Annotated in this window: 22 protein-coding genes and 1 riboswitch; of the genes, 10 read left to right on the top strand and 12 right to left on the bottom strand. The window is 44.4% G+C overall.

Annotated elements, in window-relative coordinates; all coding sequences use genetic code 11:
* Positions 1–9: 9 nt before the first annotated feature.
* The gene (locus tag HYN43_RS09860) at positions 10–1,353 is read left to right on the top strand and encodes a deoxyguanosinetriphosphate triphosphohydrolase (RefSeq protein WP_119411534.1); all 1,344 of its coding nucleotides are present in this window, start codon (positions 10–12) and stop codon (positions 1,351–1,353) included.
* Between the two features lies 1 nt (position 1,354).
* Here the strand turns inward: HYN43_RS09860 and rpiA are convergent, their stop codons facing one another.
* The 4 genes from rpiA to HYN43_RS09840 all read right to left on the bottom strand — a co-directional run bounded on the left by rpiA (position 1,355) and on the right by HYN43_RS09840 (position 7,887).
* Positions 1,355–2,044: a ribose 5-phosphate isomerase A gene (gene rpiA / locus HYN43_RS09855; protein ID WP_119411533.1), complete on the bottom strand. Its 690-nt coding sequence runs from the start codon at positions 2,042–2,044 to the stop codon at positions 1,355–1,357.
* 374 nt (positions 2,045–2,418) lie between these two features.
* Positions 2,419–5,652, bottom strand: coding sequence for an error-prone DNA polymerase (locus HYN43_RS09850; protein ID WP_119411532.1), 3,234 nt, complete (start codon positions 5,650–5,652; stop codon positions 2,419–2,421).
* A gap of 6 nt (positions 5,653–5,658) precedes the next feature.
* Positions 5,659–7,158, bottom strand: coding sequence for a Y-family DNA polymerase (locus tag HYN43_RS09845; RefSeq protein WP_119411531.1), 1,500 nt, complete (start codon positions 7,156–7,158; stop codon positions 5,659–5,661).
* Positions 7,159–7,164: 6 nt separating this feature from the next.
* Entirely contained in the window at positions 7,165–7,887 is a 723-nt protein-coding gene (locus tag HYN43_RS09840; protein WP_119411530.1) for an ImuA family protein, read from the bottom strand.
* 371 nt (positions 7,888–8,258) lie between these two features.
* Between HYN43_RS09840 and HYN43_RS09835 the strand changes: the two genes are divergently transcribed.
* Positions 8,259–10,151, top strand: a complete 1,893-nt coding sequence (locus tag HYN43_RS09835) for a histidine kinase dimerization/phosphoacceptor domain -containing protein (protein ID WP_119411529.1) — start codon at positions 8,259–8,261, stop codon at positions 10,149–10,151.
* Between the two features lie 59 nt (positions 10,152–10,210).
* Here HYN43_RS09835 and HYN43_RS09830 read toward each other — a convergent pair whose 3' ends face one another.
* On the bottom strand, positions 10,211–10,528 hold the full coding sequence (locus HYN43_RS09830) for a hypothetical protein (protein WP_119411528.1): 318 nt from the start codon (positions 10,526–10,528) through the stop codon (positions 10,211–10,213).
* 55 nt (positions 10,529–10,583) lie between these two features.
* The gene (locus HYN43_RS09825; RefSeq protein ID WP_119411527.1) at positions 10,584–11,486 is read right to left on the bottom strand and encodes a LysR family transcriptional regulator; all 903 of its coding nucleotides are present in this window, start codon (positions 11,484–11,486) and stop codon (positions 10,584–10,586) included.
* A gap of 104 nt (positions 11,487–11,590) precedes the next feature.
* Here HYN43_RS09825 and HYN43_RS09820 point away from each other — a divergent pair, with 104 nt between their 5' ends.
* The 5 genes from HYN43_RS09820 to metE all read left to right on the top strand — a co-directional run bounded on the left by HYN43_RS09820 (position 11,591) and on the right by metE (position 17,912).
* The gene (locus HYN43_RS09820; RefSeq protein ID WP_119411526.1) at positions 11,591–12,223 is read left to right on the top strand and encodes an NAD(P)H-dependent oxidoreductase; all 633 of its coding nucleotides are present in this window, start codon (positions 11,591–11,593) and stop codon (positions 12,221–12,223) included.
* A complete protein-coding gene (locus HYN43_RS09815; RefSeq protein ID WP_119411525.1) occupies positions 12,195–12,485 on the top strand; it encodes a putative quinol monooxygenase in 291 nt (96 codons plus the stop codon). The genes HYN43_RS09820 and HYN43_RS09815 overlap by 29 nt, the downstream gene beginning before the upstream one ends.
* Positions 12,486–12,496: 11 nt before the next feature.
* On the top strand, positions 12,497–13,480 hold the full coding sequence (locus tag HYN43_RS09810) for an aldo/keto reductase (RefSeq protein ID WP_119411524.1): 984 nt from the start codon (positions 12,497–12,499) through the stop codon (positions 13,478–13,480).
* 119 nt (positions 13,481–13,599) lie between these two features.
* A complete protein-coding gene (locus HYN43_RS09805) occupies positions 13,600–15,135 on the top strand; it encodes a glycoside hydrolase family 32 protein (protein ID WP_205589908.1) in 1,536 nt (511 codons plus the stop codon).
* Positions 15,136–15,209: 74 nt separating this feature from the next.
* A riboswitch (cobalamin riboswitch) is annotated at positions 15,210–15,400 on the top strand.
* 187 nt (positions 15,401–15,587) lie between these two features.
* A complete protein-coding gene (gene metE / locus HYN43_RS09800) occupies positions 15,588–17,912 on the top strand; it encodes a 5-methyltetrahydropteroyltriglutamate--homocysteine S-methyltransferase (RefSeq protein ID WP_119411523.1) in 2,325 nt (774 codons plus the stop codon).
* 36 nt (positions 17,913–17,948) lie between these two features.
* Here metE and HYN43_RS09795 read toward each other — a convergent pair whose 3' ends face one another.
* Positions 17,949–18,608, bottom strand: a complete 660-nt coding sequence (locus tag HYN43_RS09795; protein WP_119411522.1) for a hypothetical protein — start codon at positions 18,606–18,608, stop codon at positions 17,949–17,951.
* A gap of 8 nt (positions 18,609–18,616) precedes the next feature.
* Positions 18,617–18,949: a DUF2185 domain-containing protein gene (locus HYN43_RS09790; protein WP_119411521.1), complete on the bottom strand. Its 333-nt coding sequence runs from the start codon at positions 18,947–18,949 to the stop codon at positions 18,617–18,619.
* Positions 18,950–19,066: 117 nt separating this feature from the next.
* Between HYN43_RS09790 and HYN43_RS09785 the strand changes: the two genes are divergently transcribed.
* The gene (locus HYN43_RS09785; RefSeq protein ID WP_119411520.1) at positions 19,067–20,896 is read left to right on the top strand and encodes a glycoside hydrolase family 15 protein; all 1,830 of its coding nucleotides are present in this window, start codon (positions 19,067–19,069) and stop codon (positions 20,894–20,896) included.
* A 92-nt stretch (positions 20,897–20,988) separates the two neighbouring features.
* Here the strand turns inward: HYN43_RS09785 and HYN43_RS09780 are convergent, their stop codons facing one another.
* The 4 genes from HYN43_RS09780 to HYN43_RS09765 form a co-directional block, all read right to left on the bottom strand.
* Positions 20,989–21,486, bottom strand: coding sequence for an SRPBCC family protein (locus tag HYN43_RS09780; protein WP_119411519.1), 498 nt, complete (start codon positions 21,484–21,486; stop codon positions 20,989–20,991).
* 24 nt (positions 21,487–21,510) lie between these two features.
* Positions 21,511–21,999 (bottom strand): VOC family protein, encoded by a 489-nt coding sequence (locus HYN43_RS09775; RefSeq protein ID WP_119411518.1) that lies wholly within the window; start codon positions 21,997–21,999, stop codon positions 21,511–21,513.
* A 124-nt stretch (positions 22,000–22,123) separates the two neighbouring features.
* Positions 22,124–22,543, bottom strand: coding sequence for a VOC family protein (locus HYN43_RS09770; RefSeq protein ID WP_119411517.1), 420 nt, complete (start codon positions 22,541–22,543; stop codon positions 22,124–22,126).
* Between the two features lie 12 nt (positions 22,544–22,555).
* On the bottom strand, positions 22,556–22,879 hold the full coding sequence (locus tag HYN43_RS09765; RefSeq protein ID WP_119411516.1) for an ArsR/SmtB family transcription factor: 324 nt from the start codon (positions 22,877–22,879) through the stop codon (positions 22,556–22,558).
* Positions 22,880–23,065: 186 nt separating this feature from the next.
* Here HYN43_RS09765 and HYN43_RS09760 point away from each other — a divergent pair, with 186 nt between their 5' ends.
* Both HYN43_RS09760 and kdsA read left to right on the top strand, forming a co-directional pair.
* Positions 23,066–24,571 (top strand): DUF2142 domain-containing protein, encoded by a 1,506-nt coding sequence (locus tag HYN43_RS09760; RefSeq protein ID WP_119411515.1) that lies wholly within the window; start codon positions 23,066–23,068, stop codon positions 24,569–24,571.
* Positions 24,572–24,585: 14 nt separating this feature from the next.
* Positions 24,586–25,362, top strand: coding sequence for a 3-deoxy-8-phosphooctulonate synthase (kdsA, locus tag HYN43_RS09755; RefSeq protein WP_119411514.1), 777 nt, complete (start codon positions 24,586–24,588; stop codon positions 25,360–25,362).
* Positions 25,363–25,372 lie beyond the last annotated feature (10 nt).

Below are 25,372 nucleotides of genomic sequence, written 5' to 3'. Positions count from 1 at the left end.
ATGCTATCAATGAACTGGGATCAACTATTATCGGCCAAACGCTGGGGTTACGAACATAAATACATCGCGGATCATATCGATGCGCGATCAGAATTTCAGCGGGATTACGACCGGATAATTTTTTCATCTCCTTTCAGGAGGTTGCAGAATAAAACCCAGGTTTTTCCTTTGCCGGGAAGTGTGTTTGTACATAACCGCCTTACCCACAGTTTGGAAGTGGCCAGCGTGGGCCGCTCGTTAGGCCGGATGCATTTTAACCGGATGCTGAAAGCTGATGCTGAAGTAGAGAAAAAATACCCGCTGATCAGCGAGATCGGTAACATGATAGCCGCAGCCTGTTTGGCGCACGATTTGGGTAATCCTGCCTTTGGACACTCCGGCGAATCGGCAATATCTCATTATTTTGCCGAGGGCTATGGCAAAGTGTATGAAAAAACGGTTACCACGCAGCAATGGCAGGATCTTACTCATTTTGAAGGTAATGCTAACGCCCTGCGCATCTTAACCCATCAGTTTGCAGGTAAGGGTAAGGGCAGTTTAGCTTTAACGTATTCAACTATGGCTTCCATAGCCAAGTATCCGTGCTCGTCTGTAGCCGGGCACAACAAAAAGAATATCTACACAAAAAAATATGGCTTCTTTGCATCTGAGCAACAGGATTTTGAAAAGATAGCTAATGATCTTGGTTTGGTTAGGGTTGAAGGGGATGAACCTGTTTACAAAAGACACCCTTTAGTATATCTGGTTGAAGCAGCTGATGACATCTGTTACAACGTTGTTGACCTGGAAGACGCCCACCGCCTTAAAATTCTCTCATACCAGGAAGTGGAAGATTTGCTGATGCCGCTTTGTAAAATTCCGAGGATGAGTGAGCGACTGGTAGAAATTGAAGATACAGATGCCAAGGTAGGCTACCTGAGGGCTATTGCCATCAATACGTTGGTAGCGCAATGCTCAAACCTGTTTTATGATAAACAGGAACAAATACTGAATGGCGATTTTAATTCGGCACTGATCGATCAGATAGAAGATGATTTTGTAGCCGCCATGAAGGCCATTGAAAAGGTATCGGTTAAAAAAATCTATAATTACAGCTCGGTAGTACAAAAAGAGGTTGCCGGTTACAAAGTAATGGGTGGTTTATTGGAAGAATTTGTTCCCGCGTATCTGAAAAACAACTCCAAATACCACCAAAAACTGATTGAGTTAATCCCTAAACAATTCCTCACTACCGCAACTGATGATTATTCAAAGATCCAGAGCATCCTTGATTTTGTTTCGGGCATGACAGATTTGTACGCGGTTGAACTGTTCAGGAAAATCAAAGGTATCTCATTTCCATCCATGAGTTGATTTACCGTTGCGGCATAATGATGCGGATACCTTGTTCGCCTGAGATGATAGCTTGGGTTGCCAGCTGATAAAACAGGGAATGTTCCACAACTCCGGGTATCATTTTTACCAGGGTATTTAGTTTTTCGGGCGAGGGCAATTCGGTAAACTGCACATCAACCAGCATATTGCCATTGTCAGATATTAAGGCACCGTCTTTTTGGGTGCTCATCCGTTGGGTAAGTGTTGCTGATGGAAAAATACTTTTTAATTTAGAGAGAACAATCTGCAAAGCCTGCGGCAAGATCTCGATAACAAGGGGATAAGTGGCATTTAGCTGAGTTTCAAATTTGGTATCATCTCCTAACAGGATGAATTCATTAGCCATAGAAGCCAAGATCTTCTCGGAGGTATGGATGCCGCCACCGCTTTTTAGTGCATTTAACTCACCGTCAAACTGGTCGCAGCCGTCAAAGTAAATGTCAATATGATCAAGCAAAGCAGGCGACTGGATACGCAAGCCCTGTTTGCTTAACAATTGTGTTGTTTTAAACGAAGAAGAAGTGAATATTAATGAACCGGCCAGTTCTTTATTTTCAGCTATAATATTAACCAAATGTGCAATGGTGGTACCTGCACCCAAACCAATGGTTTGGCCTGCGCAAACAAGGGTTGATGCCGCTTTGGCTGCTTCCAGTTTATGATCCGTCATGCGGCTAAGATACAGTGTGGATGGTTAATATTTGATCTTTATTTTTTAGTCGTCGATGCCTTCCCAAAGGTGATTAGCTGGTTTGCTTTGTGTTTTCATTGTGTTTTATTTGGGTTGATAGATAAATCTGTTTTGTTGTCTCTTATTAATGAAGACGAATGAGGGATGAAAACATTTTATTTTTTTTATTTTTTATGTAGAGACACATCATATGCGTCTCCCGTAGGACAAGCAACTCCGCAAGTTCGAGCGTAGACGCTCAAACTTGCGAAATATGAATTAGAACAGCCCTGTTTTGGACATGGGGCATTACAAGTTGCCTCAGATACCGTTATTTGCATGCGGCCGACGCAGTTATGCATCTCTACAAAATTCTATTTAAAATTCCGCCCCTTATGAAAAGCCTCCCGCTGCCTGCTAACCTGTTGCTGCCCTTTGTTTGATCCTCCGGTATATGGAGCACTTGTTTCATCACTCTTTAGCAATGGCATTACCGGCGCATCATTATTTACAGTTGTTAACCCATTTAATAATTCATTTAAATTAAAACAGCGCCGTACCACCACATGGATCACCTCCCGTTCAATCTGTAACTTACCCGCAGCCATAAACAGCCGCGATTGGATGATCTCCTTCCGGTAACGATCAAACATCTTATCCCAGATCACGAGATTGGCCGCGCCGGTTTCATCCTCGATGGTCATAAACAGCATGCCTTTTGCAGTACCGGGGCGTTGCCGCACGGTAATCAATCCTGTAACCCGTACAAAATCGCCATCCTTCATGTTTTTGAGGTTACCGATTTGGGTATTATGTAACAGATTCAGTTTTTCGCGAAGCAGGGCTACCGGGTGATTTTTTAGCGAGAGGCCCGTAGCGGCATAATCCTGTACCACGTGTTCACCTTCGGTCATGAGCGGTAATGTTACCTGGATCTCTTTAACCGTTTCGGAAGGCTGGCCCTGAAATAATTCTATCGGTCGATCAGCCAGAGCGGATACTTCCCAAAGGGCTTTGCGCCGGTCGGCCCCTAATGAACGGAAGGCATCGGCATCAGTTAAGTGTTCCAAAGCGCTTTCCGGAACGCCAATGGCCCGTAGCTCATCAATATACCCGTAAGGTTTGATGCGCGAATTTACCAGCAATTGCATATCCTCTTCCTTTAAACCTTTCACCTGCCTGAAACCTAAGCGCACAGCAAAGTAATTTCCTGCTTTTTCTTCCAGCGTGTTATCCCAGCACGAATAATTTACATCAACAGGTAAAACAGTAACATCATGATCGCGGGCATCGCGTACAATTTGTGCGGGTTGATAAAAGCCCATGGGCTGGCTGTTGAGCAGGGCTGCACAAAAAATATCAGGGTAATAGTATTTAAGCCATGATGATATATATACAAGAAGGGCAAACGAAGCCGCATGGCTTTCGGGGAAACCATAACTTCCAAAGCCTTCCAGTTGTTTAAAAATGCGATGGGCAAAATCTTCTTCGTAACCTTTGGCTACCATACCGTCAACCAGTTTTTTTCTGAAACTGCTTACCATTCCTTTAGCTTTAAAGGTTGCCATGCTTCGTCTCAGTTCGTCGGCTTCAGAGGGTGTGAAACCGGCTGCTACAATGGCTATTTCCATCGCCTGTTCCTGGAAAAGCGGAACGCCTAAAGTGCGGCCCAATATTTCTTCAAGTTCTTTGGATGGATACCGGATAGAATCGATACCATCCCTCCGCCGTAAATAAGGGTGCACCATATCGCCCTGTATCGGCCCCGGGCGTACAATTGCTACTTCTATCACCAGGTCATAAAAACATTGAGGGCGTAACCGGGGCAGCATCGACATTTGCGCACGGCTTTCTATCTGGAAAACTCCAATGGTATCGGCGCGGCTTATCATATCATAAACCTCTTTATCCCCTTGCGGGATATTGGCCAGTGTAAATTGCTTACCATAATGTTTATCCGCCATATCAAAAGCCTTACGAATCATGGTAAGCATACCAAGCCCCAATACATCCACTTTCAAAATGCCCAATGCTTCCAGGTCGTCCTTATTCCATTCCAAACAGGTACGGTTTTCCATGCGGGCGTTCATCACGGGGCACAGATCGGATAGTTTGCCGTCGGTTATTACAAAGCCGCCGGTGTGCTGGCCCAGTTGCCGAGGGAAACCGATGAGCAGCGAAGTAAGTTCCAATACTTTAAATATCAGCGGTTCCTGTGGGTTAAGGCCCTGCTCGCGGAGGCGGTTTTCGTCAAAACCTTCTTCGCTGAAACTCCAGATGGTGCCGCCGATGCGCTTGATGGTATCTTCGGATAGCCCCATCGCTTTACCCACATCCCTGATGGCCCCTTTATGACGTTCCTGGGTTACGGTGGCTACAATGGCGGCACGGTCGCGGCCATAATCATCATAAATATATTGAATGATCTCTTCGCGGCGCTCATGTTCAAAATCCACATCTATATCCGGCCATTCATCCCTTGCATCAGACATAAACCGTGAAAACAACAACCTTGATTCCATCGGATCGACAGCAGTAATAGACAAACAATAGCAAACTGTTGAGTTTGCCGCCGAGCCGCGGCCCTGGTACAATATGCCCAACTCATGCGCTTTGCGGGTATAACGATATACCCTTAAAAAGTACGGGGCCAGTTTGCGCCGTTCAATAAAAGCGAGTTCAAAATCAAGCTGGTTGGCAACCTTATCGGGGATGCCCGCGGGATAGCGCTCATGAGCGCCCTGCCAGGTAAAGTTGGTAAGGCGTTTTATGGGTGTGAGGCCATCGTAGCTTTTTTCTTCGGGCTCGATGTATTTCAGGGTATCGAGCGAAAAATTGCAGGATGAGGCTATGTGCAGCGAGTTAGCGATGGCCTCGGGGTAATCGCGCAGCAGGCGGTCAAGTTCTTCAATTGGCTTTAAAAATCTTTCAGCATTATGATGCAGTTTGAAACCGGCCGCATGGATGGTACATTTTTCGCGTACGCAGGTCAATACATCCTGCAATTCGCGGCGGGCGGCTTCGTGGTAATGTACATCATTGGTAGCGGCCAAAGGTATGCCAAAACGCGAAAGCCGTTTTAGCCGCTTGGCATCATCCCCATTATAATAACGTGTGGCGGCCATATAAAGGTCCGGGCTTAAATGGGCGCGGTATTCGGCAACGTTGGTTTTAAAATCCTCATCAAAATCAAAGTTACTGTTTAAAGTATCAGGCGGTACTATGATAAAAATGATGCCTTCCCGGTGCTCATAAACATCAGCTTTATATAAATGACATTCGCCTTTTTCGGCCCGAAGGTTTCCTTGGGTAAGCAGAGCGGAGAGCCGCCCGTAAGCATCCCTATCGGTAGGATAGGCCAGCAGGCTCGGGCCATCCAACAGATCGAGGCGACAAGCGGGGATAAACCGGATTTTGGGATTTTTGTTTTCATCCTTGTTTTTTTTAGCAATGAGATGTGCCCTCACAATGCCTGCCAGCGTATTACGATCTGTTATGGCGATGGCTTTATAGCCTAAGCTGATGGCATGCTCAACCAGTTCTTCGGGGTGTGAGCCTCCCCGCAGAAAGCTAAAATTGGATGTTACCTGTAATTCCGCATATTCCATAACTCATCAGGCAAAAAATCCGTGAATAAACCATTGGGTATCGATACCATCAAAATGGCCCGATCTGAATAACCAGTACCGGCAGCCATCACTATCTTCAACCGTATAATAATCGCGGTGTTCGCCCTGTTCAAGCCACCATTCACGCTCAATACGTTCGGGGCCATCGGCTTTTTGTATGGTGTGGCGTTTGCCGCGGTACATGAAAATTTTAGGAGGATAATCGGGGATAAGGGCCATCACCTCAATGGTTTCGGGCCGGGCCAGTAAACGTACCGGTCGTAGCCTGTCGGTACGCCAACTGGTTGGCGGTTGCTCCTGTAAGGAGGCGGCCTGCTTAACCGAGCGTTCGGGCCAGTAATGCTCAACTGGCAAGTACCGGCTGATGGTGTTTGCACCAACTTTACCGGCCAGTTTATCCAGCAGTTCGGCCAGGGTGGTATCTTCCAAACCCGGTTTGTTTGCCCAAAGCTGTTCCTGCACCGGGTCGATCTCTTCAACTTTAGGCGCTTCCAGTATAAACAGTTCAATACCCAAAGCCGGTTCAATTTTTTCAATCTGCAGGCCGAATAATTTAAACAGGTGCGATACGCTGTGTGAGCCGCGACTGGTACTGATAGCAACCTGCACCATTTTACCATCCACCCGGTAACACTTCAAAACGGCTTTACGCACACCCATTCCTTCGCTTTGCAGGCGGCTGCAAAGTTGTTCCAACAACTGCTGAATGGCTATTTCAATACCTGTGGCCGTTTTAATAGGTTCAAGGCAGGGCAAACGTTCCTGGTGCGGAATGGGAGGGATCAGCGGGATGAGCCGCTCATCTTCAAAACCCAGCGCCTGCCTTAGTCTTAACAGGATGCCATTGCCAAAACGGCGGCGCAGTACCGAAGCGGGCATCTGCATAAAACTGCCTATGGTGCTTAAACCCAGTTTTCGCAAACGCTCCAATACATCAACCTCCAGGCGTAAAGCTTCGGGAGGTAGCGGGTAAATGGCAGCAGCCTGGGTATTACCTGCAATAATGGGGCTAATCCGGCCAAAACGGGCTACCGCCCAGGCGGCGCCAACGGTATCGGCAATGGCACCGCGGGCATCAAAGCCTTTATCCCTTAGTTTCAGGATAATTTCTTTTAGATACGCCCTTTCACCGCCCCAAAGATGGGTACAGCCGGTAATGTCGATAATAAGCCCGGCAGGCAGGTCGATAGCCACAATAGGCGAGTAGCGGATGCAGCGCAGGCCCAGCATACGCAATAATTTGGCGGCTTTGCCTTCTTCGGCATCAAAAACCTGTAAATCCATCGAAACGGCACGCGCATCGGCAACGGCCATACCTGTATGGATACCCTGTTGCTCTGCAGGTAAACTGGCGGCGGTAATGATCATACGGCCACGCTCAGGAGCGGCTATTACAAAAGCAGTATCTTTCAGCTCCGGACGGCGGATAGCTATCCAATCTGTAAGCAAATGCCTGAACCATATACACATAAAACGCTTTTGCATAATTCATTATCCCGCCTGTGTTAAAGCTTCCTGTTGTTGGGTTGGAGCATGAGTTATAAACTGTTCGTTAACCCATTCCATAACCCAGCTACCTGGCTTGCCGTTACGTACTTTTAATAAATTAACCTGCCAGCGCGGATGGCCCAGGCCCGGCAAGCCATCAACAGGCTGGCTGGGGAGGGGGGTGATATGCCAGCGGGCGGTGCAGGCGGTGTTGCTAAGCTGTTCGGCATCGCGCAGTATAAAACCGGTTACCCGGCTTTGTTCTACAGCCAACTGCAGGCGGCGCGATTGTTTAAAATCAATCGAACGTACTTCAGCAATTACCGCTGCCAGTCCGCTGCATTTCAGGGCTTCTTCCATGGCCCACAGTACATCTTTTTCGTGGAGCAGGTTTACAAATATTACCCGGTGAGGTTCAACACCAAAAGTTTTGAGGGCAGGGGGGAACATGGTTTGTGCCATGCCTATCCAGATGCAGGCGCCGCCATGCTGCATCAGTACCGATAACAAACCGGCAATAAAACCGCCCGAAGCCGCCGCCTGGCCAATATCCCGGGTCAACAATTCATGAATGGCTCCGGTTGGAAAAACACCGTTTGGAAATGCCGCTTCAACAGGCCCTAAACCAAATGTTTCGGCAGTACCCGATAAGGGCGGCCTGAAACCTTCCCACAGCAAAATATCCTGTTGCAGCTTACTGATGATATTTTGGCGGGTATCGGGCATTTGTTTAAAAACTATTTCTCTTTAACAATAACAACATTTATTACAGGCAAATCAATCCTGATGGCCTTGCCGGTAATAATGCTTACAAATTTAATGCTAAAAATATTAGTATTTTAAATCTTTTTGAAAAAAGTTTAGAGAGAAATGTTTTATACCTGAGAGTTTAACGCTGCAATTTCAATTGTAAAAAAAGATGTTTTTCTATTCCTGTAAAGAATAAAAACAACAACAAACAGTCCTACACAATAACTATCGTTAAAAAATATGATAAGTACCTGATTATATTGATGGTACATAAACATATTTTTGTATATCCAATAGAAACACTCCTCGTGCCTTCGGACCGCTAATACTGAATAGAAGCTATCGTTATGAATTTTAAATTCATTTACAGTATTCTTAATCACCGTTCATCCGGCCTGGCGGTTCTTGGCCTGTTTGTACTGTTTGTTTCTGTTGCTATTGCTCCTGTAGCCGTCTGTGCTGATCGTAATAAATCCCTGAACCGGGATACGGAAAAGGATATAGAAGCATTAAAAACCACTGCCGATAAACATCTGGTACAGGGCAAACTGGATATTGCAGAAACCGAACTATTGGAGGTGCTTCGGCGCTACAGGGCAATAGGCTTTCCTAACCTGCACTATACTTATGATTTGCTTGGGCTTACATACCGCAATAAGGGCAATTTCAGCAAAGCCATTTTTTATGGTTTAAAAACCATAGAAAGTATGGAGGCTACGCATGATACTGCCGCGGCCCTTACTTTTTACAGCAGGCTTGCCAATATGTACAGGGAATTAGGTCAGCATGAAAAAAGTGTGGAATGGTATAAAAAGCTACTTAAAGACAGGCGGTTTACAGATGGAAGAAATATATACATTTTCAGAGACGCCGGTTTTTTGGCCCGGGAACTTATAAAGCTAAAAAAAGAAGATGAGGCTCTTAACTACATACTGGATATCAAAGCTAAAAACAAACCAATTGGTGTACACGCGGAAGCAAGCCTGCTTGCCTCACTGGCCTATTGTTATGATGCTGCAAGGCAGAATAGGGAAGCCGATAAATATTACCTGGCACTAATTAAACTGGCCCCGCAATTAAAAAAAGATAATGAAGTAACCACCGATGTTAATTATGAGCTTGGGCGGTATTTTATAAATAAACAGCAATATGCACAGGCCGGGCATTTTTTGCAACAGGCACTAAATGCTTCGCCGGGCACTAACTCGGCATCTACGGTTAAAGATATCTATCTAATGCTTTATAAGGTAGATTCGGCAGGGGGGAATTATTTTTCTGCCACACAAAATTTAATGAAAAATAAAATATTAGGCGATTCGATCTTTAATGAAACTAAAAGCAGGCAGATAGAAGAATTACAGGTGCAATACGAAACCGCTCAAAAAGTAAAGGATATTGAATTGCTTAACAATCAAAACCAGTTGCAGCGTGTAAAGGTTGATAATGCCAACAAAATAAAGAATATAACCCTGGCGGGTGTAGTGTTATTGCTGATTATTATGGGCTTGCTGTTTAGCAGGTATCGAACCAAACAAAAAAGCAACCGTGTGCTGGAGGCCCATCAACAGGAACTGGATCAGAAAAATATTTACCTGGAAAAACTAAATAACAAACAGGAGATACTGCTTAAAGAAAAAGAATGGCTGATAAAGGAAGTACATCATAGGGTAAAAAACAACCTTCAAATGGTAACGAGCCTGCTTTATTCGCAATCGGTGTATCTTAGCGACGATGCTGCCCGGGTGGCGGTAAACGATAGCCTTCGCCGGATGCAGGCCATGTCACTGATTCATCAAAAGCTTTACCAGGACGAAAATACGGCTACCATTGCCATATCCGGGTATATCAGCGAGCTGCTGCGTTACCTGCATGAAAGTTTTGACAGCGGCAATGAAGTAGTTTTTGAACAACATATTGAACCTTTGGATTTGGATGTTGCCCAGGCCGTACCGCTGGGCCTGATTATTACAGAGAGCATTGTAAATGCCATTAAGTACGCATTTTTGAATGAGCAAAAAGGGATAGTGACAATTACCTTAAAGCAAGATGATCCGGGATATTTATTATTAAAAATATCGGATAATGGCATCGGTTTACCGGCAGCACATGAAACTATCGAACATAAATCGCTCGGGCTGGATTTGATGAAGGGCCTGGCGAAACAGTTAAACGGCAGTTTTTATATCGAAAACAATAATGGCGTACATATAACGGTGAAGTTTGCTGTTTTAGATCATTGATTTTTTGTATGCCTCCGGCTATTTCAAAAAGCTATAGCTAAAACTTCCGCCGCCTCCGTTTAGCCGCGGTTATTTGCAATTATTACCACCACCATTATAACTAAAGCCGCCAACAAAAGTAAGGCTACCAGCATACCTTCTGCCTGCCCTTTGGTTGAAGAACCTTCGGTATCTGCGCCATTTAAAAGGTCTTCATTAGATTCTGGAGTATCCACAATGGCATCATTTTGGGCATTGCTTACAGGTTGGTATGCTTCTTCAGGAGTTAAAGTTAAGGTAAGAAAATTGCCGCAATACGAGCATTGAAATGTATCGGCATTTGCAGGTATCAACCCTGCGCCGCAATTGGGGCATTTTCTTGATGAGATATTGTCCATTGATCAGATTTTAGGTTGTAAGTTTAAAACATTGCGATGCCCGGAGCCAAACATACTAAATCCCCACCATCTCCTTTACAAAAATCTCCTCAATCATTTTAATTTGCTCAGCGTAAATAGATTTTTTACGGGCGCCGAAATAAAGCGTATTCTCTACCCGGTTAAAGCCATCCCATAAAATATGAACATGCCCGGCGTCCAGCTCCTTTTTCGATAAAAAATCGGGAATTACGGCCACACCATTGCCATTGCTTAAGCAGCGAATGATAGAGCTCATGTTGGGTACGATGTAATTGTGTTTAAAATCGGGGCGTTTGCCAAAGTTTGCATGCCAAAAGCGGCGCAGGTGCTCCATATCGCTGGCGGTACCATACCATTTTTGGGTAATGAGCCAGTTGTGTACGCCCTGTACATCATTTTCGCTTACCAATTGGTCGAGACCAGCAGTATTGGTTTGGGTGCCGGCAATAACCACTATTTTTTCTTTAAAAAAGGGTTTGTATTCAAGCCCTTTGTAATCGCCTTTTTGTGGGGTGATGATCATATCCAGTACGCCCGAATCCAGGTCGGCCAGCATTTCGGGGTATTCGCCAAATTTGATGAACACATTAAAGGGCAGGGTAGGCAGGTATGATTCGAGCGTGAATTGAAAAGTTTCAAAACACATGCCTATGTTAATAGTGGGTATGTCTTTTTCGTTGCTTTTATGAAAATGCCGCTCGGCATCCTCCAATCGTGAAACCGCTTCCTGCACATAGTTGTACAGGATTTTGCCCCGCTCGGTTGATACCATTTTGCGCGAGGTACGATCAAACAATTTATAGCCCACATAAGCCTCGAGCGAGTTTAAATGCAAACTAACGCCCGGCTGCGAAATAAACAAGGCTTCGGCAGCGCCCGTAAGCGAGCCGGTTTCATAAATAGCCTTAAAGCTGCGGAACCATTCCAGATTTACCATGGTTTTATCTATTATAATTATGATACAAAAGTATAATTTATACTATTTTAATAGTAGATGTGCGCGAATTAATTTTGCATCATCAAACAAAAAGAAAATTAAAAATGAAGAACATATTTGTAATAAACGGCGGCCAGGTATTTGGCCATTCGGGCGGTAGGTTTAATAAAACGCTGCTTGATGCTACCGTAAATTATTTTGAAAATAACGCCGGTTTTGAGGTTCGCCATACCGATATCAACAAACCTTACGATGCTAAACAGGAAGTAGAAAACTACAAATGGGCCGATGTAATTATTTACCATACCCCGGTATGGTGGTTTAGCCTGCCGCACGGTTTTAAACAATATATTGATGTGGTATTTACCGAAGGGCATCAAAACGGTATTTATAAAAGCGATGGCCGCTCGGCAGCCAATCCTACTGTTAACTATGGTACTGGCGGCATGCTGCATGGCAAACAGTACCTGCTAACCACCTCATGGAACGCGCCTAAAGAAGCATTTACCTTACCCGGAGAGTTTTTTAACGAGCGCAGTGTTGACGAAGGCGTACTGTTCGGCTTTCACCGCATGAATGCTTTTACAGGTATGAAGCCGTTAGAAAGCATCCACTTTCATGATGTAGAAAAGAACGCCGACATTATAAAAGACCTCGACCGTTACCGCCAACACCTCGACAAACTATTTATCAATAACAACACTCAACATGAACATTTACTTAACCGCACTGCTTAAGTGTAAACCGGGCTATGCCGCCCAGATAAAGCCAATTTTAGAACAGCTTGTAACCAATTCAAAACAGGAAGCAGCCTGCCAGCAATACGAACTGTACCAGGACAATGAAAACGAAAACCTGTTCATTTTTCATGAAATATGGCAGGATGCCGCTGGCTTTGAACAGCATACACAACAACCACATTACCTGCAATTTGGCCAGCAAGCCGGCCAAATGTTGGATGGTGAGGTAATAGTTTACAAAACGCAACGTGTTGCATAATTAACAAAACAATGGAATACAGGAAATTAGGAAATACAGACCTCGCCTTATCGGCCATTACTTACGGCGCTTTTGCCATAGGCGGCACCATGTGGGGCGGTAATGAAAAACAGGATTCGATTAATGCTATCCATGCCTCATTAGATCATGGTGTTACCACGCTTGATACAGCGCCGTTTTATGGTTTTGGCTTAAGTGAAGAATTGATTGGCGAAGCGATAAAAGGTAAAGACAGGAGCAAAATTCAACTACTTACCAAGTTTGGCCTGGTATGGGATGGCAGTAACGAGGGGAAAGGCGAATACTTTTTTGATGCCGGAGCCGATGGCAAAAGCATCCCGGTTTACCGTTATGCCGCTAAAGCTAATGTGATAAAAGAGGTTGAAGAAAGCCTGAAACGCTTAGGTACCGACTACATTGACCTGCTGCAGTTGCACTGGCCTGATGGTACAACGCCAATTGATGAGACCATGGATGCTTTAAACCAGCTGATAGCACAGGGTAAAATCAGGGCAGCGGGTGTAAGCAATTACAGCCTTGGCCAAATGCAGGAGGCCGGTAAAACCATCGGCCTTGCATCAAACCAGGTGCCTTACAGCATGCTTAACCGTAGCATTGAACAAGATGTGGTGCCTTATGCCATTCAAAATAACATCGGCATTATAGCCTACAGTCCGCTGGAACGGGGACTGCTTACCGGAAAGTATTTTAAAGAAGCTAAGTTAAAGGCCGATGACCACCGCAATGGTTATTTCGGGCAGTTTGATCCTGAAAAGATAAAGGCATTATTGAATAAGTTAACACCACTGGCTGAGGCAAAAAAAGCAAGCCTTTCGCAGTTGGTTTTACGTTGGACAACCCTGCAACCGGGCATCAGCATTGTATTAGCCGGAGCGCGCAATGCCGAACAGGCTGCTGATAATGCTGCCGCGATGAACTTTAGTTTGAGTGAAGATGAGCTGAAAATGATAGGTGATTGGTTGAAACAAGTATAAGGATTCATTTTAGCTGAGTTGTGGCCCCGGTTTATTGAAGCCGGGGCTTTTTTGTATCCGGGAGCAGTTGTTTATAGTTGTTTTTACTTATTTTAGTTAAACCAATTAATTCCCTTTTTATGATGACTAATAAACGCCTCCTGCTGCTGGCCGTGTTTTGCTTTATATTGCCGCGTTTAGCCACGGCTCAAAATCACGATGTTGAAACCTACCGGGATCAATACCGCCCGCAAATTCATTTTTCGCCTGCAGCGCACTGGATCAATGATCCTAACGGGATGGTTTATTTTAATCATACCTACCACCTGTTTTTTCAGTATTATCCTGATGCTACCGTATGGGGGCCGATGCATTGGGGTCATGCCACCAGTACCGATCTTGTTCATTGGAAAGAGCTACCCATTGCCTTATATCCCGATAGCCTGGGCTACATTTTTTCGGGGAGCGCCGTTGTTGATTCAAACAATACTTCGGGCTTGGGTAAAAAGGGAAAAATACCTTTGGTGGCCATTTTTACACATCACAACCCTAACGGCGAAAAGGCCGGCACCAATAATTATCAAAACCAAAGCCTCGCCTATAGTTTGGATAATGGCATTACCTGGACAAAATACGCAGGCAACCCAGTGCTGAATAACCCGGGAATTAAAGATTTTCGTGACCCGAAGGTGATGTGGTATGCCCGGCAAAAAAAATGGATAATGACGCTGGCTACTAAAGACAGGATTACTTTTTACTCATCGCCTAATTTAAAAAAATGGAAAAAAGAAAGCGAGTTTGGCGCAACCATAGGTGCACACGGCGGTGTTTGGGAATGTCCGGATCTGTTTCCACTTAAATTAAATGGGAAAACACATTGGGTGCTTATTGTAAATATTAATCCCGGTGGCCCTAACGGCGGTTCGGCAACGCAGTATTTTACAGGCGATTTTAATGGCAGCAAATTTACCCCGCGCGATACCAAAACCCGCTGGCTGGATTATGGCCCCGACGAGTATGCAGGCATTACCTGGGGCAATACAGGCAGCCGCAAAATTTTTCTGGGCTGGATGAGCAACTGGGAATATGCCAACCAGGTACCTACCGAAAAATGGCGTAACGCCATGACTATCCCCCGCGAATTATCTTTAAAAGCGGTTAATAATGAGGTATTGCTGGCTTCCGCCCCGGCTAAAGAGCTTAATGCGCTTACCGCAAAAACTTTGGTTTTAAAACCAACCGTTAAAGCAGGTCAGGATATTTTGGCAAACCTTAACAAACAATATAAGCAGTACAGGTTTGATGCAAAGCTTCGCAATAAACCCGGCTTCAGGATTAAGCTATCAAACGACGAGGGCGAAACGATGGTTATCGGATATGACAACAAGACAGGCAATTACTACATTGATCGCTCAGCATCCGGCAAAACGGATTTTAACCCCAATTTTGCTAAAACAGCTTACGCGCCAAGATTAGCTTTTCCTAAAACATCCGATATTCATTTAATTATCGATGCATCATCCATTGAGTTTTTTGCCGACGGAGGGTTAACTACCATGACAGCGGTATGTTTTCCGCACAAGCCGTACACTCATCTTTATATTGAGATATTAAAAGTATCGGATATTGTGCAGCCATCGGTTTCAGGGTTGGTGTCTATCCATGGTAATAAGTAATACAAATATTAATTCGCCCCCAGGCCGCTTTAATATCCGATATCACTATATTTGCCACCATAGTTCTTTACTTTACTTCATCAACCGGTACGGGTTTTACTTAATTGTAGATTAATAGGGAATAGTGTGCAAATCACTAACTGTCGCGCAACTGTAAGTAACACAAAGGTTTTTGCCAATTTATGTCCACTGTTTATTAATTTAAATGGGAAGGGCGGCAAAAATGTTACAAGTCAGGAGACCTGCCTGCTACTGAATTGACAATGCTTTCGCGGTATGAAGCTTTTGGTCGAGGGGTTTTGATTTTACTTGCTTTTATTGGGCGTGTTATGCCCGGTAGTGGCCTGTGCCTGTACATCCCTTTTTCTCTCAATTTTTCATATCAACAAAACATTGCGAAGCTTAGCTTAAAGGGCTTTTAACCGATTTATTTATTTAATCAATTAAAAGACATGCTAACGCAAAACTTAGGCTACCCGCGTATTGGTAGCCGGCGCGAATTAAAAAAAGTCTGCGAAAATTACTGGGCAGGCAAAACGGGGTTAAAAAATGTGCTTACGGTAGGTAAGTACATCCGCGAAGAAAACTGGCTGCTGCAAAAAGAAGCAGGCATCGATCTGATCCCTTCAAACGATTTTTCATTTTACGATCAGGTGCTCGATCATTCCCTGATGTTCGGTGCTATCCCCAAACGCTACCACGAGGTGATTAACCAAAAAGGCAATGCCGAGCTCGATTTGTATTTCGCCATGGCCCGTGGTTATCAAAAGGAAGGGCTTGATGTAGTAGCCATGGAAATGACCAAATGGTTTGATACCAATTACCACTACATCGTTCCGGAGTTTTATAAAGATCAGCAGTTTAAACTTTTCTCTACCAAAATTATCGATGAATTTTACGAGGCTAAGCAATTGGGCATTATCAGCAAACCGGTATTGATTGGCCCGGTATCGTACCTGTTATTGGGTAAAGAAAAGGAGAGCGGTTTTAACAGGATCTACCTGGTTAAAAACCTGTTGCCCGTTTACCTCGATATTTTGGGTAAACTAAAGGCTTTGGGCGCTGAATGGATCCAGTTTGATGAGCCGTTTTTAGCTCTTGATCTGGATGAAAAAACACAGCAGGTTTTCAAAGAAACCTACAAGGCGATAAAAAAAGAGTTTCCATCGCTAAAAATAATGCTGGCAACCTATTTTGAGCAATTGGGCAATAATACCGCCCTGGCAACTTCATTACCGGCTGATGCCCTGCATATCGACCTGGTGCGCGCTCCGCAGCAGTTGGATGAGGTAATTACTCATCTGCAAGCCAAAACAATACTGTCTTTAGGTGTGGTTGACGGCCGCAACGTTTGGAAAAACGACTTTGTTAATTCGCTCGGCATCATCAAAAAAGCTATAGATGGGATAGGGGCCGACCGTGTTTGGATAGCCCCCTCATGTTCGTTAATTCACTCGCCCTGCGATTTGCAAAACGAAACTAACGAGGCCGTACTTACTCCCGAAATTAAACAATGGCTGGCCTTTGCCCGTCAAAAAATAAACGAGGTGGCATTGCTGGCCAAATTATCGGACTCTAACGTAAGCGATGGCAGCCTGCACCAGTTGGCTAAAAATCGCGAAGCAAATGAAGCGCGCCGTACATCAACCTTAATTCACAACCAGTTGGTTAAAGACAGGGTTAGTGCTATAACCGAAAATGATGCTAAAAGAGAAAATGGTTTTCCTGTGCGTAAGGCATTACAACAGCAGGTGCTTAACCTGCCGCTTTTTGCCACCACAACCATTGGCTCGTTCCCGCAAACTACCGAGGTGCGCGGCTGGCGCGCCCGTTTAAAAAAGGCTGAACTAACCGAAGCCGAATACGATAAACTGATTGCCATTGAAACCGAAAAAGCTATAAGATGGCAGGAAGAAATTGGCCTCGACGTATTGGTACACGGCGAATTTGAGCGTAACGATATGGTGGAATACTTCGGCGAGCAACTGGCCGGTTTTACCTTTACCGCCAATGGCTGGGTGCAAAGCTACGGAAGCCGCTGTGTTAAGCCGCCTATAATTTATGGTGATGTTTCAAGGCCCGAAGCGATGACGGTTAAATGGTCGGCCTATGCGCAGTTTTTAACGCAGAAGTGGATGAAGGGCATGCTGACCGGACCGGTAACTATTTTACAATGGTCGTTTGTGCGGAATGATCAGCCCCGTTCTGAAACCTGTACGCAGATAGCCCTGGCCATTCGCGATGAGGTATGCGATCTGGAAGCGGCAGGTATCAAAATTATCCAGATAGATGAGCCCGCCATACGCGAAGGCCTGCCTTTACGCAAAACAGATTGGGATAAATACCTGGATTGGGCGGTTAAAGCGTTCCGCATTTCGGCCAGCGGCGTTCAGGACACCACGCAAATTCATACCCACATGTGCTATTCCGAGTTTAACGATATCATTAAAAACATAGCCGATATGGATGCCGACGTAATTACGATAGAAACATCCCGATCGCAAATGGAGCTACTGGATGTTTTTGCTGATTTTAAATATCCTAATGAGATTGGCCCCGGCGTTTATGATATCCACTCGCCACGTGTGCCTGATCGTAAGGAGATGATCAGCCTGTTGAAAAAAGCGCAGGCCGTTATTCCGGATGCCCAGCTTTGGGTAAACCCGGATTGTGGTTTAAAAACCCGCGGATGGGATGAAACCAAACGGGCTTTAATTGAAATGGTTGAGGCGGCAAAGGTTATTCGGGAAAGCGTTACTGATAATATAGTTTCTTAATTGATTTAAGCCGCGCGTTAGAGCAGCGCGCGGCTTTTAATAGTCCCATATCAGGAGGTTATCTATATCAGGAACATTTAAGGTGTTGCTATGGTTTATCTTTATTAACGTAGCCGCAAAATCATGCAATTCGGCCTTTGCTTTTATAGCGGCTTCCGTTAAAAGATCTTTACTGATCGTTATTTCATCAACGGGCACGGGCGGAACAAAAGGCTCATCAAATTCTTTTGTTTTAAAATCGAACAGAATATGCTGTTTACCGATTTGTAAATAGGGTTGGGGATGCCCCTGATAGTATCCGGATTCGTGTTTGCCTGCAATGTGTTCCCAATACGCTATATCACTTAAGTCGCTGCAACATTGAGGAAAAAATATATCTTTATCATTAACCTTCAAAACGCACCCGCCAAATAGCGGAGAAACTCCGTCACGTTTATACACACCCTTGAAAAAATCGGAAAGATGCTGTCGGACGACTTTTGTAATGTTTATTTCTGTAATGCTTGATAAACGATAAAAATGTGAACCCGGCGCATAAGGTGCCCCCAGATCTGTAAAACCGCTACCTAACAGGCGGTTCAAATTATAATTATCCCACTCATCCGGATGTTCCCAATACGGCCAGCTTTTGGGTTCGGGTATTTCTGAACGGTGACCACCGATAATTTCCAGCACTGGAATTAATTCAACTGTCATATAATAAACTATCCCGCCAAAACATCAAACTCATCCGTACCCCGCACACGCTCCAGTTCAGCTCCAACGGGCAAATTCAGATAAGGGATGATTGCAGGATCATAATTGGCAATGGTATTCACATCATAAACCGAAGTGTTATTCGGGTCATCAACATAAGCCTGATCCTCAGTTCCGGAGAAAAACCTCCAGCCGCTATCTAATTCATTGTGCGCATCTTCGCGGTACATATAATCAACACCGAGGCCATCAACGGTAATTTTATCGGTGGCCAGGCAGCCGCCCATCGGGGTAATTAGTTGTTTTATTTGTTCTGGTTTAAGTTTAAAGTTTTTACTCATGGGATGTTACCATTTTATCATCGGATAAAATTACCAAACTTTTCGATATCGATCGATGTACAAAGACGCTAAAATGTCCCAATTTAAACAAGTTAAGCTTGCACTTGTTACCCTGCAATGAAACACCAGGAACGACCATACCAACCAATTGAAAACTATGGCATTATAGGCAACCTGCAAACGGTAGCGCTGGTGTCGCTCACGGGCTCTATCGATTTTATGTCGTTCCCCCGGTTTGATTCGCCTACCATTTTTGCTTCCCTGCTCGATTCAAAAAAGGGTGGTTATTTTTCTGTCGAGCCTCAATTGGCCGATGCCACTACCAAACAACTTTACATTCCCGGAACTGCCATATTGCTAACCCGTTTTTTTGCCGATGGGGGTATTGCTGAAATTACAGACTATATGCCTTTGCCCGATACAGCGGGTGTTTCGGTATGTGCCATTGTACGCAAGGTTACGCCGGTGCGCGGCAAAATAAAATTTAAAATGCATTGTGTGCCACGATTCGACTACGCGGCCGCTAAACATAACACCGAATTGAAGAAAAACGGTATTGTTTTTCGCAGCATTAACGATGGTAATGCCAAACTGAAGCTGATGGCCGATATCCCGTTGGAATTAAAAAAAGCAGATGGCTATGCCGAGTTTACGTTAGAAGAAGGTGAAGTTGCCCATATCGTGCTCGAATCAATGGAAGAGGAGAGTGAACAGGCTTTCAGCGATATCAATTATTATGTAAAACAAACCTATCTCGAAACCATACACCTTTGGCGTACCTGGCTTAATAAAACCAGCTACAAGGGGCGTTACAGCGAACATATTTACCGCTCGGCTATTACGCTAAAGCTGCTTACTTCGGCACAATTCGGTTCGGTAGTGGCGGCACCTACCTTTGGTTTGCCCGAAACCATTGGCGGCAATCGTAACTGGGATTACCGTTTTACCTGGATCCGTGATGCGGCGTTCACTATGTATGCGTTTTTGGCTTTAGGAATGAATGATGAGGCAACCGCTTTTTTGGATTGGATCTTTAACCTTTGCCAGGAAACCAAACTCCAGCTGCTTTATCATATTAACGGAAAAGGGGGCGTACAGGAAGCTGAACTGAAACACCTGGATGGATATAAAGGCTCAAAACCGGTGAGAATAGGCAACGGCGCAGCACAGCAAACCCAAATTGATATTTACGGCGAACTGATAGATACCATATACATTTATAATAAAACCTATAAACCCATTACCTACCAGTTTTGGGAACTGATAACCAAACAGGTAGCCTGCGTAATAAGCGACTGGCAACTGCCTGACCACGGCATCTGGGAGATCAGGAACGAAAAAAAAGAGTTTCTGCACACCCGCCTGATGTGCTGGGTAGCGATGGACAGGGCCATTAAGATAGCCGAACATCGTTCCTTTCCTTATCCCGAAGCTGAGTGGAGAGCGGTGCGTGATGAGATTTATAAAGATATTTACGATAATTTCTGGAATGAGGAGATAGGGGCCTGGGTACAATATAAAGGCAGCAGTCATGTTGATGCCAGCGCTTTGCTAATGCCTTTAACCCACTATATTTCGGCTATTGAACCGCGGTGGCTATCAACCATGAAGGTAATAGATAAAGAGCTTAAACTGGATGTGCTGGTAAGCAGGTACCAAAACAACATAGAAAAAGTAGACGGGCTTGACGGAGAAGAAGGTACTTTTAATATGTGTTCATTCTGGTACATTGAAGCGCTTGCCAAAACCGGCGAGATTGACCGGGCGGTTGAGAGTTTTGAAAAGATGATGGGTTATGCCAATCATCTCGGTTTGTTTAGCGAAGAGTTGGGCAAAAAAGGAGAGCACCTTGGCAATTTCCCGCAAGCCTTTACGCACCTCGCGCTCATTAGCGCCGCGCTTGAACTGGATAAGCAACTGGGGCGGCAGCGGGAACTTAGATTGTAATAACAAGGTCATTTTGATTGAGCGGAAAGGAATATGCCGAAGAGAATGCGCTTCCTGTAAGTCCTTAATCAAAATGACCTTTTATTGGTGTTTTAAATTTCCCCGGCTTCAAAAAGCTCATCCAAACGCTGATGCGAATCATTCACACCCCGTTCCATACCCGATTGCAGCATACCATCCCTATCGGCAACTGATTGAAATACCGATTGGATGGTTACCCGGGTGCGGTTACCCTCCAATGCTTCAAATTTTGCTGTTTCTAAAGTTACATGGCCGCTTTCGGGCAAACCTTCAAACTCAAAGGTCTGAATAACACGCTCGGGGGCGGTTACATCATGAATTACGCCATGAAAGCCGTACTCATTACCGGCCGGATCTGTGTGGATGTACCGGTACGAGCCGCCGCTGCGGGCATCAAACTTGTCAATTTTCATGCTAAGCTCGCGCGGGCCAAGCCATCTTACAATCAGTTCGGGCGTGGTGAAGGCTTTAAAAACAAGCTCGCGGGGAGCTTCAAACTCGCGGGTTATAATAATCTCCTGCTTACCGGGTTCGGCTTTAATACTGGTTACATTTTTTGTGGTGATCATGGTATTTGTTATTTAGATGATTGGTTAATCATTATCGTTGGCATCCTGTAATTGCTGTATGTCGATTTTAGTCATTTGCATCATGGCTGCCATAACCCGCTGCGCTTTTGCAGGGTCGGGGTTGTTGTAAAGCAGATCGCTCATCATTGCGGGTGCAATTTGCCAGGTAACGCCAAATTTATCTTCCAGCCAGCCGCATTGGCTGGTTTTACCGCCGTTGGCAGGTAAAGTCTCCCACAGGTAATCAATTTCTTCCTGGTCATTACAGTCGATATAAAATGATACAGCAGGGGAGAAGGTGAACATCGGTCCGCCATCCAAAGCCATAAAATGCTGGTCTTCTATCCTGAAGGTTGCCACCAGCATTTTGTGGCCGCTACGGGCATCAGTAAGAGAACTTAACTCACTTTCTGAGTTTTTAAATACCGAGGTGTAAAATTTCAGGGCCTCTTCCAGGTTGCCGTTAAACCATAAAAACGGGTTTACTTTTTGAAGTGCTTTAAATGTTGCCATGGTGTCTGTTTTTTAATTGGTTAAAAATTGTTGCTTTTGATATTTCAAAGTTACCCGCTGCCCGGGCCGCCTATACTGTGCAAAAACGACGAGGTTAGGGGGCGATAGCGACAATCTGCATATTTTATTGCTGAGGCATTTTGCTCATATCCATATAAAGCACATTCCAGCTATGGCCATCAGGGTCGGTAAAGAGGCTACCGTACATCCATCCCTGCATCTCATGCGGTTTGTGATTGCTTTTCCCTCCGGCATCAATGGCTTTTTGCACCATTTCGTCAACCTCTTCCTTGCTTTCGGCATCAATAGATAATAATACCTCAACTCCTTTGGCCGTATCAGCCAAACCGCAGTTTTCTACAAAACCTTTAAAGGTAGGCTCATCAAAAAGCATTACAATTACATTTTTTTCGCCAACCTGCATAGCAGCCGAGTTTGGACCGTTACCAAATTGCGAATTGAATTTAAAACCCAGTTTGCCGAAAAACTCGCGCGAAACAGAAACATCCTTTACAGGCAAATTGATCCAGAATTGCTTTGTCATAATTGTTTTTATTTATTGGTTATCGTTGTTTTTAAGTTCTTCGAGCAGGTTATCAAGGGCATCAAATTTTTCTTCCCAAAGTTTGCGGTAGCGTTCAACCCATTGCGCTACTTCGCTTAATTGTTTCAGCCGGGGTTCACAATACCGTTCGCGGCCTTGTTTTTTTATGTTGATGAGACCACACTCCATTAAAATTTTAATGTGCTGGGAAATAGCTGGTCGGCTTACATCAAAATTATCGGCTATGGCGTTAAGGTTCATGGGCTTAACCGCTATCAGGTTAATGATATCGCGGCGGGTAGGATCGGCTATGGCCTGGAAAACATCTCGTCTCATCAATTCAATTGTTAATATGTAAGTGATTGCTTACAAATTTATATGTAAGCAATCACTTACGCAAATTTTTGTTATTTTTTTTAGCAGATGTAATTTATAACTGTTGCTTTGCGTAACCTTTACCGAAACCGGTACTGCTAAAACCACGGAATTGACAGAAATTAAGAATAAAGCTATTTTACCACTTTGAATATCAGACTTAATAAATACCTGCCCGCTTTAAATTCATTTTCCGGAATACTTTACAACTTACTGCCTATTGCTTACCTGGTATACGCCATTATACTGGTATGCATAGCTACGTTTATGACGCCGCCATTTCAAAATCCCGATGAACCCAATCACTTTGCAAGAGCCGAACAGGTGTCGAGATTTGAATGGATCCCAACCTTTGTACATGAAAATAATAAAGCCGGGTTAACCGAAGCAGAAAGGCTATTTGGGCCCGATAAAGGCGGTTTTAAAACCGATGGCGGAATTTACCATGTTGATTCACTTGTTCAAACTCCTCCAAAAACATTAAACAAAACTACATTAGCAAACGCCGACAATGTAAAATGGGGAGAGAGTGCTATTTATTATAACTTTGGTAATACGGCCATTTATCCGCCTGTTGTTTATTTTATGCCGGCTTTGGGTATCGCTATCGGCAAATTATTCAATATGTCTGTTATAACCACGCTGTACATATCAAGGTTATTGAATGCTACGTTATCTGTCGCCATTACCTTTATTGCACTTTTACTGGCCAGGCGAAGCCGTATACTACTGTTTGTTGTGTTACTTTTCCCCATGACGGCCGCGATGTTTGCCTCAGTTAGCCAGGATGCCATCCTCATTAGCTGTTCATTTTTAATAGTAGCTATAGTTGATCATATTGAATTTGACACTACAAACGGCTATCAAAAATGGCAGTTGTATACTTTAATTACATTGCTCGCTGTTGTTGCCGTTGGCAAACCTCCGTATTTGTTGTTTGCAGCCATTGTATTATTTACAAAGTTTAGCCGCAAACAAAAAATAGCCGGAATATGCATCCCATTTGCAGTACTTATCTCATGGCTCGTAATAAACCATGCCAATTTTGGGGTCCGTTTTGCATCGCCCGAATTAAGGGTAAATGCACACCTGCAATTTCTGGGGATTATTCATCGTCCTTTAAATTTTATCAGCATGTTTTTTAAATACGATAAGATGGCGCTGATCAATTTTGCACACATGTTTGTGGGGGTGCTGGGGCCGCTCACACTGGTATTTTCAGATATATATTATCGTAATGCTTACATCGTTTTGTGTGTTGGGATGTTAGCTGCAACGGGGTTTAAAAAAAATGATAAATATGTTTTACGGTTTGTGCTTATAAGTATAGTGATCCTGACAACCATAGCTATACTAACGGCCCAATACATTACCTGGACGGCTCTTAACTCCGAAACATTGAGCGGAATGCAGGGGCGGTATCTTTTACCTGTTTATCCTTTTTTGGCATTGGCTTTATCGGGCTTTAACGCAAATAACAAATTAAACTGGCTAAAAACGCCATTGCTTATTGCAGTAATTATATTTCCGGTTTACACGGCTATTACTATGGTGCAGGGCTTAACCTCAAAATATTATCAAGATACAACGATAACGCGTGCTCATCACCCTATAACTACTTCGCAAAAAAATCAGCATCTTTGCATCCTGTAAAATATTTCACTGCTATGCTGTTTGAACAAATAAGCCAAAACACGTTCTTTATTCTTGGTCCGTGCGTAATGGAAAACCAAGAACTGCTATATACTGTTGCCGAAAAGGTTGCCGAACTGGGCCGGAAATACAATGTACCGGTCATTTTCAAATCATCGTTTGATAAGGCAAACCGTACATCCATCCACTCGTACCGCGGGCCGGGCCTGGAAAAAGGTATGGAGATGCTGTTCAACGTAAAAAAGCGTTTCGGCTTGCCGGTTACTACCGATATTCACGAGCCATACCAGGCAGCCGTTGTTGCCGAAGTTGCCGATATATTACAGATTCCGGCCTTTTTATGCCGCCAAACTGATCTGTTGATTGCTGCGGCGCAAACAGGCAAAATTGTTAATGTTAAAAAAGCGCAGTTCCTTTCGGGGCAGGATATGTTTTATCCCGCACAAAAAGTAATTGAGGCAGGTAATAACCAGGTTATCCTTACCGAGCGCGGCAACATGTACGGCTATAACAACCTTGCTGTCGATTTCAGGAACATTTATGATATGAAAGCCTTTGGGCACCCGGTTTGTATGGATTGTACCCACTCGGTACAGCGCCCGGGCGGTGCAGGCGGCAAAACCGGCGGCGACCGTACCTTTGTACCCATGATGGCCCTCGCTGCCAAAGCTTTTGGGGCAAGCGGTTATTTTATGGAATCACACCCCGATCCGGATAATGCACTGAGCGATGGTCCTAATATGGTTAAGCTTCACGAGCTTGAAAATGCTATTGTGCCATTGTTAGGATAATTGAGGTTAA

Origin of the sequence: Mucilaginibacter celer, assembly GCF_003576455.2 — a bacterium.
Classification (GTDB): domain Bacteria; phylum Bacteroidota; class Bacteroidia; order Sphingobacteriales; family Sphingobacteriaceae; genus Mucilaginibacter; species Mucilaginibacter celer.
This window is presented reverse-complemented; position numbering and strand designations above follow the sequence as displayed.